Origin of the sequence: Atlantibacter hermannii (assembly GCF_009907385.1) — a bacterium.
Classification (GTDB): domain Bacteria; phylum Pseudomonadota; class Gammaproteobacteria; order Enterobacterales; family Enterobacteriaceae; genus Atlantibacter; species Atlantibacter hermannii_A.
This window is the reverse complement of record NZ_JAAATR010000005.1, coordinates 139,809-153,836: the sequence shown is the minus strand read 5'-3', so window position 1 is coordinate 153,836 and position 14,028 is coordinate 139,809. Positions and strand designations below refer to the sequence as shown.

The following is a 14,028-nucleotide window of genomic DNA, read 5'->3' as shown; positions in this document are numbered from 1 at the left end:
GTGCCGTCGCACTCAACCGTGGCGCTCGGGTGTGACCATTTTCCAAACACGATGTAGTTGGATTTTGGTGCAATCGTCTCAGGCAGAGCCCAGGTCCCGCTGAACGTTACCGAACCGCGCCAGACGCAGAACCCGGCCATAGTATTTAAGGCAATGCTCATGAAATCGGTTGAGTCCTGAATCAGCATGCCGCTGCCCGAGCTCGCGGGCAGTATTTGCCAGACAGAAGCATCGAATCCCCTGACAAGCTTATCCCCCTTCGAATCCCAGTAGGTCTGGGTAACCGTCGAGCCTGACTGTGTGAACCCGGTTAAAACACCAACAGAGGGAACAAGTGAGGTCCCGACCGGGGGAGAATATGCAGCGCAGACACGGGGTAGCAGTATCACTTCACTCCCGGGGACATAATTCGCTATATCCAGCGAAACAGAAGTTGAAGCTGCCGTCCACTGCCCGCTAAACGTCGGGCACCGCAGGCCGGATGTAATTTCCATCCGGGGTCCGCCATCGTTGAGATCTATCAGTAATCCTGCCGGCATCACCACATCCCCAGTCTGATCAGGCCGCCACCCGGCAGATTAACGGTTACCCCGTTGCCATCGATGACCACAGTATTATTCGCGCCGTTAAAACTGAAATTGCCCGACGCGGCGTAAAGATTGCCACGCACCGTCACATTATTGAGCGTTGCAAATCCCGATTTATTGATATGCCAGCCCACATTACCGGTGCCGTCCCAGTCTGCAGACTGGATATAGTTACCGATTTTTGCGTTACTGATGGTGCCGTCCTGAATGAACGTATCGCGGATAAAAGTCTGCCCGTTCTGGATCACGAATGGCAGCGTAACAGCCCCGCCAGCCTGAGACATAACCGCAAAGCGGTCCGCCAGGAATAGCACCTGCGACTGCATGCCTGATGGCGTGTTCTGCACCCCAATACCCATCCCTGCGGCGTACTGGCGGCCGTTGGCGTCAACCGCCACTTTAACGCTGTACATCGCGTTAAGGTTGCCAGCCATATCTGCTACTGCCTGAGAGCTGGCGGTGATGGCTGCGGTCTGGCCGTTCACCGTGACCGTCAGGGAGTTGATTTTCGTGGCTGAAGCCTGCGTGAAGTTAGCCAGCGTCTCGGTCAGATCGGTCGCGTTTGAAACGTTACCGCCTGCGGACGCATCCAGCGTCACCAGCGCGCGAGCCACCGACTGACTGGCATCAGCGATGGTGGTATCAATACGGTCAATGCTGGCACTGTTCCCGGCGTTCGTGGCAGTCTGCCGGCGGCGGCTGGTCACCTGGGCTATCGTGCTCTGGATCACGGCAATCGAGGAGTTTTTAACGCCGGCAGTCATGCCGTCGAGCGTGGCCGCAGTTTCGTCGATCTTCACCGCTGCCGCCGCCAGACCGTCGGTATTCTGCTGTATCGCCAGAGCGGCCTGCTCGAGATCATCAGCGTTCTGCTGCACATCAGCGACAATCCCGGCAATTTTTGCGCTGCTGTCAATCGCACTTTCAACGACATCCTTGAACAAGTCGGTCTGTTTCATGTCCTCCAGTATGGCTTCAGTGATGTCAGAAACATCAATGCTGGACTGTCCTCGAACAAAATCAGTCCAGCCACTCTGATTACCGATGCGATCCACCAGCCGCGCGCGGTACCAGAATTCCTGCCCCGCTTTGAGCCCCATTTGCTGATAGAGTTTCTGTGGGTACGGTACCGCCGCCAGCAGCATCGGATTCGAGCCGTCGGCCGCGAGACTGTATTGCAGCTCAGTACTCAGCGTGTCGCCGGTATCGGCGGGGAATGCCCAGGTTACGTTGATGCCGAATACTACATCGTCAGTTGCAGCGAGCCCGACGGGTTTTGGCACATCACCGATCCTGCCTTTGAGATGAGTTAGCGCCGACGTCGCCCAGAGGCTGGACGCCCCACCTGAATTGATGGCGCGTACGCGCACCAGGTAGTCGCCCTCGAAAATCCCAGGCACTTCGATATCGCGCAGGCCTGTCTCCGGCACGTTGATCCATTCGTTATCCCCGCGCTTCCACTGCACCCGGTAGGCGATAACATCCGCTTGCGGCTTGCCATTTTTATCCAGCGGCGCGTCCCATGTAGCGACCAGTGTCGCCACACGCTGACCCTGGCGTACCGCGTCGTAACTGGTGACAGCGACATTGACTGGCTGCGCAACCAGTCCGGTCGGGATTAGGCTGATCGGCGGTATATCGAGGCGGGCGTTATTATCTACTGCATCATATTTTGATGAGTTGTACTCAGCACCGGTGATGGTGAACGTATTTTCATCATCGTTAAACGTCAGATTCGTTACCCGGAAGTACTGCAGGCGCAACTGCCCGGCATCGATAACGAATATAGCGTTCGGTAACGGGGCGGCTATAAACGGCGTGGCCACTACCAGCTGCGTGCCGTTTACTGCCTGAATAACCCGACTTTCCACGGTGCCGTCCTGCGTGCGGATCATCAACGTGTCGCCCGCGACTGCGCTGGTCCCGCGGTCAGTGGTCACAGTTTTGAGTCCCGCGTCATACCCGGTAATGCGCCCGCCGTATATGCGTCCTGACAGGCGTTCGTCGGCAAACGCAAATACCGTGCCCGGCACGTAGACAAAACCATCGAGCCCGGTCTGCAGTGTGATGATGCGGTCAAGTGAGTTGGAATACACCGCCCAGCCGCCCCGCCGCTGCGCCTCGCTTTCGCGCGTACAGCCAATGGCAGTAATTTGCGTCTGCTTGAATTTGAACTGCTTCACCAGCTCAGGAAACATCACTGCCGTTGTGCGGTCCTGGTAGTGGTTGCCGGGGTCACTGAAATTAATCAGCGCAGAGCTGTAACGGTTTTTTTCGCTACCACTGGAATAGACCGGCTTCCCCACCACAGAAGCGCGGGTGAGGATCTGCAGTTTCGAGGTGTCTGCTGGCATGTCTGAGACAACGTTGAACATGTTGTTACCCCAGAACGTCATGCCGTTGAAGCCTGCCGCGATGTCTTTAATCACCTGCCAGGCGTCGGCCTGCGCCTGGATGTACACGTCAAACAAAAAACGCGGCTCGGTTCCGCTACCACCCAGGCCATCCGGGATCTGTTGATCGCATCGCTGTGCAATCCGGTACAGCTCCCACTTATCCAGCATATCCGGCGTAACGCGGCGGCCAAGACCAAAGCGCGGCTCCGTCAGGATATCGAACCAGATCCACGCCGGATTGTTAGTCCATCCCCATTTGAATGTGCCATCCCACGTGCCGCCATATGTCCGGTTAATCGGGTCGTAATTTTGGGGAATACGGATTATGCGCCCCTGCGGTTTACAGGATATTTTCGGGATATTGCTGAACGCCTTGGCGCTGAATGACACATACAGCAGCGCGGTATGCGGATAGCGCAGGCGGGCATCAATCACCTCAGTGATTGCCTGGACCTGGGTTTTGTTCTGCAGCATCTGACTTGTGCTGTCGGCGGTATCACGCACAACGCGGATCTGCCAGCCGGTATTAGCTTTAGGCAGGTTGATGCGGTGCGTTAGCTCGTACAGTGAGCTGAGTTTTTCCGTTACCGTTTTGGTAAGTACGGTACTGTATGCGCCGCCATCTACCGCTATGTCGATGTGGTATGTGACGCTCGTGCCGACGATATCCCCGTCATTCTCCTGCTGCTGCAGACCGGTAATGCCGATGCGCACCAGCACAGCGTCAATCTGGGTGTTGCTGATAGCGCGGGTCCAGGGAGTGGTCTTTGTCAGCGATACGCCGATGCTGGTCTCATTTTCCACAGCGGGAAAGCCGGGAATTGGGGACTGAGTTTGCGTGCCGGGGCGAAAATCCCAGGAGACATTCTCAAAGTTCATTGAGCCGTCGGCGTTACCGAGCGGTGTGTTATCCAGGAAAATTTTGGTGACATCGAGCCCACCTGCAAATTCCCCCTCACCCAGCGCCAGAAGCAGACGGCAGCGCGCCATGGACTGAGCTGAATCAGGTTGCTCAACGGGGGTATGCTGCTTCTGTTCGCCGCCCTTTGCTCCAATGATTGTTGCCATATTGCATCCATAAAAAAACCCGCCGAAGCGGGTTATAGGAATAGAGAATTTATAAAGAGATTATTTAAAGACCTTTTTCAGCTTGAGATTTTGAATCATTTTCCTGCTCATTAAGAACATTGCTGAACAAAACGGATTCATAGTCGATAGACAGGTATCCCTTACCTCTGCGCTCCCCTTTCAAAGACACGGCAACATCTCCTCCGCCTACTGGCTTGAAGAACGAGCTGTAAGTACCACACCCTTGGTATGCAAGGCATTGATAAAACTCATCATTATCTTTATAGAGTTCTCTTCCAATATATTCATATTTTGAACTGGGCTTTCCATATTTCTTGGCTATCACTTCTTTGATTTTCTTATACTCTTCTAATCCCTTAGAGCCATATGCGTCACCGTCAATATTTTCAATAACGATAACTTTGACTAGGCCATATTTGTCATCAATAACACCATAAAACTCGTCAAATCCCGAAACTTTTATAGGCGGGTTGCTTATCAAAAATAATTTTAAACGAGTGTCATTTTTCCCAGCCGGCGTGGCACCATAGTCCTTAGTAAGGGTCTCTTGACTTTGCCCCCATTTTAAACCAAGAGGAGCTGAAAAGCCCTCATCAGCCACTGCGCCAGAAGAACAAAACAAAAAAAACAATGAGGCAAAAAATCCAGTCAATTTCATATCCCTTTCTCCTGTAAAAAAATTCAGACTAATCTTAACACCCCGATTTTTAAAGATCAGCAGTTCCCTCTGGTAGGGAAGATTAAATATCTTCAGCTACAATCCCTGCGCTGATAATGGCTCCGCCAATTTCACGCTCGCCATAAAGCACTGCGACCGGATTGCCCATCGCCAGGGAGTTGACGGAACCGCCGAAAGCGTAGCTGGGTTTGTTGTCGGGATCATCACGGCCTTGCAGCCCTTTAGGCTGCGGTGAAAGCATCTGGTAAATACCCCCGGCCATCATCCCTACCCCGGAAACCATCAAGGAAGCAGCCAAAGGAGATGCCGTACCTCCTGAGATCACCGTCATTACGATCCCGGCCACTACCATCACAGCGCCGAGAATGGTCTGGAAAATGCCGGCCTTCTTCGAACCTTCCATCACTGGTGCAATTCGGATATCACTGTCACCGCCCAGTTCTTTGAAATCCTGCACGCCGATATTTCGCTTGCCGCGGAACACGGCGAAGGTCATCCCGTTTTTTTTGGCGTTCATGAGGTAATCTTCCATCCCATCGAAGTTAATGCACAAGGCTTTTACAGCTTCCGCTGATGTCTGAACCGCCAGTTTATGCACACGCCCGAACTGCGCGCCCAGCGCGCCATACAGCCGAATAGTGGTTAAACGCGCCATGGTTTTATCTCCTTTTTCAGTTCTTTATGCCGGACACAAATCATCGTCCGGTCTTTGAAATAGCCGCGGGCGTACGGCGTGATGCAGGATGGCTGCCCGTAGAGGTGATGAAGTAGTTCGCCTTCTTCGGTGATGACTCCGGCGTGATTCCACTTAGCGGATTCGACCTGCATGATGACCATGCAACCGGGAACCGGATCGCATTCAACGAACCCTTCCCGCTCCCAGTTCTCAAAATAGAGGTTGTCCGGGTACTGGCTTTCCCACCATGGATAATCGACGCGAAAATCAGTCAGCGTTATACCCTGGGTGGCATGCCAGTCCATAATCAGTCCCCAGCAGTCGTGCGAGCCCAGAATGAACGGGCGGCCAATCAGCGGGATGGCATCCGGCGTGATTTCAGCGTATTCATCGCAGTCTGGCGCATAAATACCCCAGACCACACCAGACTGATTACACTGCTGGCGATCGAGGTCTGACGGAATAGGTCGCGCGCCATCACCCGGATGCGAGTGAACGACGCGGATAATCGTCCCTGCATCCTCAGCATTTGCCCAGTGCTCGCCGTCAATACGGAAATGCTCTGTCGGTTTTTCATGGCTGTTCGGCACCGGAATATAACGTTGACGCCGCCCTGACTGAATGACGAAGCCACAGCACTCGCGCGGGGATTCCTCCAGCGCATGCGCCCGGATCGCCGCCATAATTGTTTTGTTCATTGGTATGTCCGGTTATCGATTGAAAAGTACTGTGGCCGGAAAGCCCCCGAAATCGAGAACGGCAGTATTTGGCTCCGCCAGGCCAGCACCAAACCGCTTACGACAGTCGCTGAGGCATCCCCCGCACGCGTCCAAAGCCGGGTCGGCAACCTGGTTACCTTTTGCGTCGAAATAAGCCGTACCGTTGTAGGTGCACCCGTCGCCGCTGCGGTACTGGCCGCGCAGCGCCCACTCGCAGAGCGATGTGATTTGCCGGGTAGGAATAACCAGGCTCTGAAGGTCTGCCGGGCTGCTCATTGACCACGTCACAACCTCATCATCCTCCGATGTTTTGGTGTCCAGCCAGAATGTCTGGAGGGCAAACATTGTCGGATCTGCCGTTGGGTTGACCCCGCCCGGGAAGTTCGCCGCGTCCAGATAAATGGAGTAGGTGTCAATGATGCTTACCTTCGCGTTAACCATATCTTTGAACTGGAGGCAGAGCGCGGTAATGTGCCCGTCCAGATTCGATACGCTCAGCTTCGGCTCTGCCGCCTGGTCCGTTGAAAGGGAAAGGTCTGTCATCTGGAAGGGCCAGAATTCGTATGTTTTGCCACCCCAGATTATGGGCTTTGGCCCGAGCGCGTTTTCGTCGCCGTTCGCGGCATCTATCTCTGCCGGAGTATGTGGGAACGGGCTGTAATGGAAGCGATGTATACCCCCGCTGAACTCTGAGGCGTCCACTTCGACCAGGCGAATCCTGCCACCCGGTGCCAGCATCGCCGCCTGATCGACAAGTGCCATTATGCGTAAACTCCGTAAGCCCGTTTAATAGTGAAGGAAAGCTCCGCGAACTTGCTGTTTAGCTGATTCTTTCGCACTGAATCAGCAACGACCCGGTAAAGCCCCTTCTCTTCGCCCGGCGGTGTGATAATGAAGGCTTTCACGGTATGAGCCAGGAGGAAATCGCGAACTGCGTTTACCTCTGCCTCGCTGCCAACGTGCTTCATCGGCACCTGAATGGCTGTGGAATTTATACCGTTATCGGCCACCTGCTCATAGCCATCGCCAAACTGTGCGGTGCGCACCGTCTGGTTATATTCAACCGCGCCCGCGCCAAGCTGCGATCGCCATTTGTAGGTTTCTACTGCCATATTTGCTCCATAAAAAAACCCAGCCGGAGCTGGGTTGATAACAACGAATGGTATTCAAGAAATGTTTAGATAACTAATGTCTTAATTTCCTTCAAAATATCTTGAGTCATTTCAGCGTCTTTTAAGATGCAGTCCAATTGTGATTTATGTATATTTTGGGTTAATTCATAATCCGCTTCACACCTGGATTTATGACACATCTTCAGCTTTACAGATAATAGTTGCAATGCTCTTACATGCGTCGGGTGTAAATTTTCGGCACAGTCTGCTAAATACTGAGACAAGCGGGCATGAGTTCCGCCTTTGAAATTTTTGCCCGGGATTGGGTGATTTTTTGGGACGCGGCCACCAGCAAGTTCATGTGCAACGTGAAACATGCTGTAGTACGCTCGGCCTATTGAAGCCCTCAAATTAACTTCGTTTTCAGCATTTTGTGCCATCGATTTTGCTAGATGAAGAATTTCAGAGTGTGAGATAGCCATTTCATTCACCTATCACATGGAATGTGGCAATGCTATTGGACGAGAAGATTTGATTATCAACGATCAATGAAGCAAGTTCATCATTGAGTTCCCATAAGTTATCAGAGAGATCTGTAGTTATACCGAAAGAGAAAATTAACATTCCTTCTGCATCAGTATGGATTGACGCTTGTCTCGGTGAGAGTTTTAGCCTTTCTGCAATTTGCATTACAAGAGAAGCCATTTGAAATAAATAACCAGATTCTTCTCTGTCATCCATCAAAATATCAAAGATGGAATCGCAACGCATGATGTCGTACCTTTGTTTTTCTGCAAATGATGATATATCGCAGGAATTGAAAATTGGCTGACCCTTTATAAGCAACATGGTTTCAAGATCCCCCCAAAACCCTGCATTTAAATAAGCATGGCAAAGCCCAGCAAAGCCGACATAAGGGATACTTTTGTGGGATATTTCACGCGCCAATCGATACTGGCATCTCTGGCCTAACGCAACTGAAAAATTCACCCACACCACATCATTATAAGGATTGATAAGGGTAAGTCGTCGATGAGTTTCCATAGCAGCAACATAGTTACCACCAACGATTTCTGCAAGTCCTATGACTAAAAGTGACTGATAGGCATCTGGTATTTTTTTAGCCTCTCGGATAACTACACGCAGGCCAAATTCACCAATCAGATTTTCGCCCGACTCGATAGAGGGAACTAGCTTGTCAAGAAGCTCATTGGTTTTCAGCAGAGGGTTAGCGCTAGTCATATCCGTATCGGCCAAATGATGTTTAGCCGAATCATAGCAAAACTACTCAGATGCCTAAACCTGGCTAAATATACATTGAACATAGCCTTGCCTTGCGCCGACAATAAAAAGCCCCGCGTTAGCGAGGCTCGAGTTCGTTTAAAACATTTATTAAGTTACGGCGCCAGGGTGGATTACCGTTTCCCCTGAATTTGTGTGAACACCATGCTGCACAGTTCCTGCAATCTCAAGGTAACCACCGTCATTGACTGCAGAAGCACTAACGATCCCATTGACGACCGCTCTACCTCCTGACATTACAACGATGCCTCCGCCTATAATTCCTGTGATAATTGCGGTGTTACCGTCAGTTACTGTTAGGTCCCCTTCAAGAATACCTGAAATCGTGGTGCTGCTATCTAAAACCAGACTGCCTTGATGAACACCGTCAATAATCTTCATTGCTTCTCCTTTTGACTTACAGGCGACATTATAGGGACTAACCACAACACCAGATCTCTCGAATCGGCATTAATGAAATGCTTTCTGACAGGCTTAGTAGTTGGGCTGCGATGTAATCACATATTTTTGTAATAACCAACCTTTGAATCAAAGTCCTGCTTTGCAAGAGGTGTCTGGCTTGTCACATAGGCCTCCCATGAGCTGTACGCCTCAACAAGCGCGCGCTTTTCATCTGCATTAATGGTGCTCGCCTTCATCCGCTCGAAAGCGCCTAATGTCATTTCCTTCCGCTTATCCTTTCTGGCTGCCCCACACGACGCAATTGAATCAGCTACGGAAGAATTCCAACCAATAAGCTGAAGGATATCTAACCGTTTTTGCGTAACGAACTGATCAGCTGAAGCATTGCGAGCCTGCGTGGAGAGAAACTCTGCGAAGTCCCTTTTATTTGCCGGCGAATGGGAGGGCACCTCAATAGCAACATCGCATTTTGAAAGCTCATCATACTTGTTTTGCTTTTCAGCTCCGCTGTTTGAATTGCTCCCCGCACATGCAGAAAGCGCCAAGGCCAGCACTGCAGTCGTAAAGACCTTTTTCATTATCATCCCCTGATTAGTATGGTTTTGAGCATAATAACCAGGGGATGCGATGGTGTAACCAGGTGCGGGTGATATTACTGTCTCAGGATCAAAGTCAAGCCATTACTTTGTCTGGAACTGCCTGCCAAGCAGACCATCGCTTCGAGCCGCCCTCATCAGGATCTCAGTCACCTTGGCTTCAATTTCCTTTCCTAAAGCCCGCGCCGCAGCACTGCCATCTCCAGACGTGTTTGATGATGTGTTGCCCTTGTTATCGACGTAGATATCAATGTTGACCTGCGGCTGCGCACCACCTCCACCTTGCGCCCTGACACCCAGACGCCCGGCTGAGTCGCGCGTCAAAGGCATAATCGCCTCAGGCCCCGCCTCGCCAAATACACCGCCCTTGGCAAACTTGGATGCACCTTGGAACGTGAAGTACTGAGGGGTGTCGTAGACACCATTCACATATTTACTGAGGCCCGACGACTCATACACACCGCCTTTAGCATTTGGCGCATACGACGGAACGGCAAATGACTGCCCGCCCCCAGCTGATGGCGCTGAACCACCACTTATCCACCCCATTGCCGCCTGCACCGCATAAGCCACCATCAAACGGTTTACGACTTCAGCGATCATCTTCAGCATCGACATACCGAATGCCTTAATGGACGCCTTCCCGGTCGTCATGAGATCGGTCAGCATATCTGATAGTCCGGTAAGCGCAGAACCAGCAACGTTCTTCACCGCACTATAGGTGTCAGTTGCCGCCTCAAGGTATTCATTCCATCCGCTTAATGCGCCAGTCTTCCAGTCGCCGCGCAGCTTATCTTCCTCAGCATAATAATTCCGAAGCGCTGCCAGCTCTTTCTCATAGCCTGCGTCTTCCAGTTTTCCGCCGCCGTTCAGCCACCCCTGTCGTAACTGCGCCTCCTCAGTCATTCGCTGAGCCATGCGGCTACTCAAACCAGACCCGCTCCTTAGAGCCTCTGACTTCTCGGACATCTGGGTGACGTACTTATTAGCCTGCTGCGCCAGGCCGTTAATCTTCTGCTGAGCCTCTACTTCCTTGTTCTTCTGATCCACCACCTTAGCGGCGTTCAGAATGGCCTCGCGGCTCGACAGGAGGGACTTCTCCTGCGCGGTAAGAGCGCGAGTTTTGGCGGCCTCATCCAGCTCAGCAAAGTGGGATTGCTGTTTACTGAACTCGGTATTTTTGGCGTGGGTTTCACCGGTCTGCCGCAGAGTTTCGAGGGTCTCCGTTAAGGTTCTGGCCTGGGCGCGGTAATTCTCCAGCGTGCGGTCACCCGCATCAAGAGTGGTTCTGGCCTCCCTTGCTTTTTTTGTTGAATCCTCAGCAAGTTTGGATACGGCATCCTTCGTTTGCCGGTCAACCGCCCCCTCGCCTTTTACTCCACCACCGGGGCCATTCCTGGCCTCTTCTTCCCACTGATGCTGGGATTTGCTAAGGTTAGCGAAATGCTTGTTATAGTCCGCCACAAGCAGAGCGTACTCTTTGTTAGCTGCTTCCCTGTCCTTTGCGATACCCTCAGATAGCCCGCCAAATCCCATGGCTTTGATAAGTGATTCACCACCCGGGAGCTTACTGGCTATACCCGTAAAGCCAGTAACCATTCCACCCATGATTCCGAGGGAGAATTCTTTCATTTTAACGAACAGGGCTTCAAACGAAGTGCCTAAAAGCTTAAACACTTCGATGACCTGATTGCCCCAGGCGCGGACCGTGATCCCAATCTGCCCAAAGGAATCAGACGCAAATGCCTTTAACCCCTGCCAGGCCTGCCCGATATTATCGGTAGCCTCTACAATTTTATTACTGCGATCCTCCATAGTGCTCGCAAATAGTGTGATCGCTTCATTGGCAGCAGCTGTTTTTCCCTGTGTTTTCTCCAGCGTGATGATGTGCTTCATCATGGCTTCATCAACGAAACCATATTGCTGATTGAGGCTGGCTAGCGCCTTAACCGGGTCGTTAACTATCCGTGAAAAATCTGACAACGCGGCCTTCGTATCCAGCCCAGCATCACCCATAGCCAGTATGGACCTGGCTATTTTCGACATTTGGTCAGCGGTATATTTTCCGGTGTCGTTTAGCTGAACCAGAATTTCAACCGAATCCGCCAGTGATGCTCCGGCGTCATCCGCAACATCTTTTGCAGCATCGTTCAGTTGTTGCATTGACGAGAAGCCAGCACCACCCATAAGAATGAGCGATCTCGCTACACTGTCGAACTGCTGAGATGAGTTGTACGCTGCCCCGGCAAGAACTGCCAGTAATGCAGCAGAGCCAGCCAGGGCAAGGTTGAACGTATTTAGCAGCCCACCAGCCCTGCCGAGTTTCTCTGCGGCCTCGCTGGTATTATTGAGCCCTTCAGCCGCATCGCTGATACTCGCCGCAGATTCAGAGGTTTCCCTGCCCTCTTCGTTAAATCCAAATAAAGCATCCCTGAGCGCCTGCAGCATTGGTCCCAGACCACCAAATGAGTCTTTAATCTGCCCGCCCTGCTGGAGCATGATTAGAAATGGTGACTGCCCGCCTGCCAGCTGCGTTGCGATGTCAGTAAACTGCGCCGGCAGTTGCCGTACAGCATTGCTGTATTGCCCGACCGAAATACCCGCTCGCCGGGCGGCGGCCTCCTGCCGTGATAATGCTTCAGGCAGCACGTCCGCAACGCTGGAGAGGCGCTGGCGCGTCTGGTTCAGAATATCGTTAAAGTGCTCGAACTGCGCGCCGTTGATGCGGCCCGCTTCGAAGTGCGCCACCAGCTGTGCGTGCTGCTCATCCAGCGAGTTGAACGCTCGGATTGTCGGGTCGATGGAGCCCAGCAGGTTTTTCAGCGCGGCTGATTGCTTCTCGGCGGCTTGCGTGGCGGCCAGTTCGGCCTGGGCGCGCGCCGCTGCTTCTCCGGTATCGGTCAGCTTAAGACGGGTATCGTCGAGGATTTTGTTATAGTGCTGAAAATCATCTGTATCCAGGAAGCCTTTGGACTGGAATTTTCGCAGGGCGGCCTGCTGTTCATCCAGGCGGTTCAGCGCCTTGTTTACCGGGTCGATATTTTCCAGCAAGCCTTTGAGCGCGTTCTGCTGCTCCTTAATTCCCGCACTGCCCTGCTTCGCAGACTCAGCACCAGCGCGAAATACGCTGTTTAGATCATCGGCTTTATCGACAGCACTGGATGCCGCCTGGCCGAGTTTATCCAGTTCATTACTGGCTGTTTTCAGGTCGGAAACATCGGCCCGCAAAGTAATCGAGGCGATTTGGTCAGTCATTATTTCGTCTCCTTATGCATTACCTTGAGAGCCTCGCTTTCCATAATCTGAAGGTCAGCCATGCAGGCCGCCGCATCCTCAACCCCGTGTAACTCGAACATCCAGGGGAGAACGTTGTAATCAAGGCCGGTCGCACCGCTCGCTCCGACGCGCCATTGGGTAGCCAGCGCGGAGAAGACGGTAAAGGCCTGCCAGATTGATGGCAGGATACCCACCTCTTCCTCCACGTCTTCAGGCGTTAAACCAAAAGCGGCTAATTCCGCGAGCGTCGGTCCCGGCGTATACATCGCTGCGGCGACCTGCCTCAGTTTTTTTCGCGGATGCCCATCAGCTCTTTGGTGTAGGCCAGGCCGATGCTGTCGAATGCCCGCGGATAGTTCTGCAGCATAACGATCACGTTATCGCGGGTGAGCTCATCCGGCAGCGCCCAACCTTCAACGATTTTCATCAGATAGTCTGCCTGCGGCTCGACAGCGCTCTTTTTACCGTCAGCTTTTTTCTGAAGTTCGGTATCCATATCGCGCAGCTCTTCCAGCGTCTTATGGCGGAAGGTGAGCGTCAGTTTGCCGTCTTCTGCGCCGGCGCGCGGAATGCTGGCGGTTGCGGAAAATCTCGGGTTTGGGATTAGGGAGAATTTAGTCATTTCGGTTCCTTAGAAAAAAAGAAACCCGCCGCAGCGGGTCTTAATTAATGCCTGGAAGGTACATCTGGACTTCGTCAGCAGCACGCTCCCGGACTGAATGCAGGAGTTGCTTGCGCCCACCAATGCCCCACTTCGCCATCTGGCTGGCACAATGGCTAATTGCCTTGGTTTCAGTGTTGATGATGTGGTCGATTTTGTTCAGGCGAGACATGGCATCAATGCCATTACGGATGACCATCTGAAAGGTCTGGTAAACCTTAATTTCGAACTTCGCGCTTAGCCATGCGGCATATCGTATCGCTACCAATTCGAGACCCCAGACACCGTGTTTTGCCCCGCCATTGACGGTTTTAAGCGCCGCTATTTTCGTAGCGGCGGTCAATTCTTTGACAAATTCTTTGATGGCTTTGCTTTTGACAAAGTTACTTGGACGCTGCGATTCGGTGGCATTTCCCTCGGCCACCGCAGCCGCATGAAGATCATTGAGGTTATAGCGCCCTTCGTCGTCAACACGAACGGAAACGCCGTTTACTGACACGGTTGGATAAGTCATGGTGTACACCCTTTAAAAA

The 14,028-nt window shown here is 52.4% G+C and carries 15 protein-coding genes; all 15 read right to left on the bottom strand.

Translation table 11 applies throughout. The features are described from left to right. A partial coding sequence (locus GV764_RS22345) for a DUF6453 family protein (RefSeq protein WP_476561206.1) occupies positions 1-539 on the bottom strand: 539 nt, incomplete at its 3' end. Continuing rightward, positions 539-4,051 carry a TipJ family phage tail tip protein gene (locus GV764_RS02625; RefSeq protein ID WP_161658956.1) on the bottom strand — a complete coding sequence of 1,171 codons (3,513 nt, stop codon included), beginning with the start codon at positions 4,049-4,051 and terminating at the stop codon, positions 539-541. The genes GV764_RS02625 and GV764_RS22345, both read right to left, overlap by 1 nt. 64 nt (positions 4,052-4,115) lie before the next feature. Continuing rightward, positions 4,116-4,730 carry a hypothetical protein gene (locus GV764_RS02620; RefSeq protein WP_144132360.1) on the bottom strand — a complete coding sequence of 205 codons (615 nt, stop codon included), beginning with the start codon at positions 4,728-4,730 and terminating at the stop codon, positions 4,116-4,118. Positions 4,731-4,812: 82 nt separating this feature from the next. Next, positions 4,813-5,406, bottom strand: a complete 594-nt coding sequence (locus tag GV764_RS02615; RefSeq protein ID WP_161658955.1) for a tail assembly protein — start codon at positions 5,404-5,406, stop codon at positions 4,813-4,815. Next, positions 5,394-6,125, bottom strand: a complete 732-nt coding sequence (locus GV764_RS02610; RefSeq protein ID WP_144132371.1) for a C40 family peptidase — start codon at positions 6,123-6,125, stop codon at positions 5,394-5,396. Before GV764_RS02610 ends, GV764_RS02615 begins: the two co-directional genes overlap by 13 nt. A gap of 12 nt (positions 6,126-6,137) precedes the next feature. After that, positions 6,138-6,908 carry a phage minor tail protein L gene (locus GV764_RS02605; protein WP_201743033.1) on the bottom strand — a complete coding sequence of 257 codons (771 nt, stop codon included), beginning with the start codon at positions 6,906-6,908 and terminating at the stop codon, positions 6,138-6,140. Then, positions 6,908-7,258: a phage tail protein gene (locus GV764_RS02600; RefSeq protein WP_161658954.1), complete on the bottom strand. Its 351-nt coding sequence runs from the start codon at positions 7,256-7,258 to the stop codon at positions 6,908-6,910. The genes GV764_RS02605 and GV764_RS02600 overlap by 1 nt, the downstream gene beginning before the upstream one ends. 65 nt (positions 7,259-7,323) lie before the next feature. Further along, the gene (locus GV764_RS02595) at positions 7,324-7,740 is read right to left on the bottom strand and encodes a hypothetical protein (protein ID WP_161658953.1); all 417 of its coding nucleotides are present in this window, start codon (positions 7,738-7,740) and stop codon (positions 7,324-7,326) included. A 1-nt stretch (position 7,741) separates the two neighbouring features. Beyond that, a complete protein-coding gene (locus tag GV764_RS02590; protein ID WP_161658952.1) occupies positions 7,742-8,500 on the bottom strand; it encodes a hypothetical protein in 759 nt (252 codons plus the stop codon). Between the two features lie 150 nt (positions 8,501-8,650). Then, a complete protein-coding gene (locus tag GV764_RS02585; RefSeq protein ID WP_161658951.1) occupies positions 8,651-8,941 on the bottom strand; it encodes a hypothetical protein in 291 nt (96 codons plus the stop codon). A 116-nt stretch (positions 8,942-9,057) separates the two neighbouring features. After that, complete coding sequence (locus GV764_RS02580) at positions 9,058-9,540, bottom strand: hypothetical protein (protein WP_161658950.1); 483 nt, start codon at positions 9,538-9,540, stop codon at positions 9,058-9,060. Positions 9,541-9,642: 102 nt separating this feature from the next. Then, entirely contained in the window at positions 9,643-12,813 is a 3,171-nt protein-coding gene (locus tag GV764_RS02575) for a phage tail tape measure protein (RefSeq protein WP_161658949.1), read from the bottom strand. Then, a complete protein-coding gene (locus tag GV764_RS02570; RefSeq protein ID WP_161658948.1) occupies positions 12,813-13,100 on the bottom strand; it encodes a DUF1799 domain-containing protein in 288 nt (95 codons plus the stop codon). Before GV764_RS02570 ends, GV764_RS02575 begins: the two co-directional genes overlap by 1 nt. A gap of 17 nt (positions 13,101-13,117) precedes the next feature. Then, positions 13,118-13,456, bottom strand: a complete 339-nt coding sequence (locus tag GV764_RS02565) for a phage tail assembly chaperone (RefSeq protein WP_161658947.1) — start codon at positions 13,454-13,456, stop codon at positions 13,118-13,120. Positions 13,457-13,496: 40 nt separating this feature from the next. Continuing rightward, the gene (locus tag GV764_RS02560; RefSeq protein ID WP_161658946.1) at positions 13,497-14,009 is read right to left on the bottom strand and encodes a KilA-N domain-containing protein; all 513 of its coding nucleotides are present in this window, start codon (positions 14,007-14,009) and stop codon (positions 13,497-13,499) included. Positions 14,010-14,028 lie beyond the last annotated feature (19 nt).

What these genes read in the sequence shown, in the direction of transcription:
- GV764_RS02560 (WP_161658946.1), bottom strand. Translation starts at nt 14,009, where the DNA reads ATGACTTATCCAACCGTGTCAGTAAACGGCGTTTCCGTTCGTGTTGAC.
- GV764_RS02605 (WP_201743033.1), bottom strand. Translation starts at nt 6,908, where the DNA reads ATGGCACTTGTCGATCAGGCGGCGATGCTGGCACCGGGTGGCAGGATT.
- GV764_RS02575 (WP_161658949.1), bottom strand. Translation starts at nt 12,813, where the DNA reads ATGACTGACCAAATCGCCTCGATTACTTTGCGGGCCGATGTTTCCGAC.
- GV764_RS02620 (WP_144132360.1), bottom strand. Translation starts at nt 4,730, where the DNA reads ATGAAATTGACTGGATTTTTTGCCTCATTGTTTTTTTTGTTTTGTTCT.
- GV764_RS02585 (WP_161658951.1), bottom strand. Translation starts at nt 8,941, where the DNA reads ATGAAGATTATTGACGGTGTTCATCAAGGCAGTCTGGTTTTAGATAGC.
- GV764_RS02625 (WP_161658956.1), bottom strand. Translation starts at nt 4,051, where the DNA reads ATGGCAACAATCATTGGAGCAAAGGGCGGCGAACAGAAGCAGCATACC.
- GV764_RS02615 (WP_161658955.1), bottom strand. Translation starts at nt 5,406, where the DNA reads ATGGCGCGTTTAACCACTATTCGGCTGTATGGCGCGCTGGGCGCGCAG.
- GV764_RS02590 (WP_161658952.1), bottom strand. Translation starts at nt 8,500, where the DNA reads ATGACTAGCGCTAACCCTCTGCTGAAAACCAATGAGCTTCTTGACAAG.
- GV764_RS02565 (WP_161658947.1), bottom strand. Translation starts at nt 13,456, where the DNA reads ATGACTAAATTCTCCCTAATCCCAAACCCGAGATTTTCCGCAACCGCC.
- GV764_RS02580 (WP_161658950.1), bottom strand. Translation starts at nt 9,540, where the DNA reads ATGAAAAAGGTCTTTACGACTGCAGTGCTGGCCTTGGCGCTTTCTGCA.
- GV764_RS02610 (WP_144132371.1), bottom strand. Translation starts at nt 6,125, where the DNA reads ATGAACAAAACAATTATGGCGGCGATCCGGGCGCATGCGCTGGAGGAA.
- GV764_RS02595 (WP_161658953.1), bottom strand. Translation starts at nt 7,740, where the DNA reads ATGGCTATCTCACACTCTGAAATTCTTCATCTAGCAAAATCGATGGCA.
- GV764_RS02570 (WP_161658948.1), bottom strand. Translation starts at nt 13,100, where the DNA reads ATGTATACGCCGGGACCGACGCTCGCGGAATTAGCCGCTTTTGGTTTA.
- GV764_RS02600 (WP_161658954.1), bottom strand. Translation starts at nt 7,258, where the DNA reads ATGGCAGTAGAAACCTACAAATGGCGATCGCAGCTTGGCGCGGGCGCG.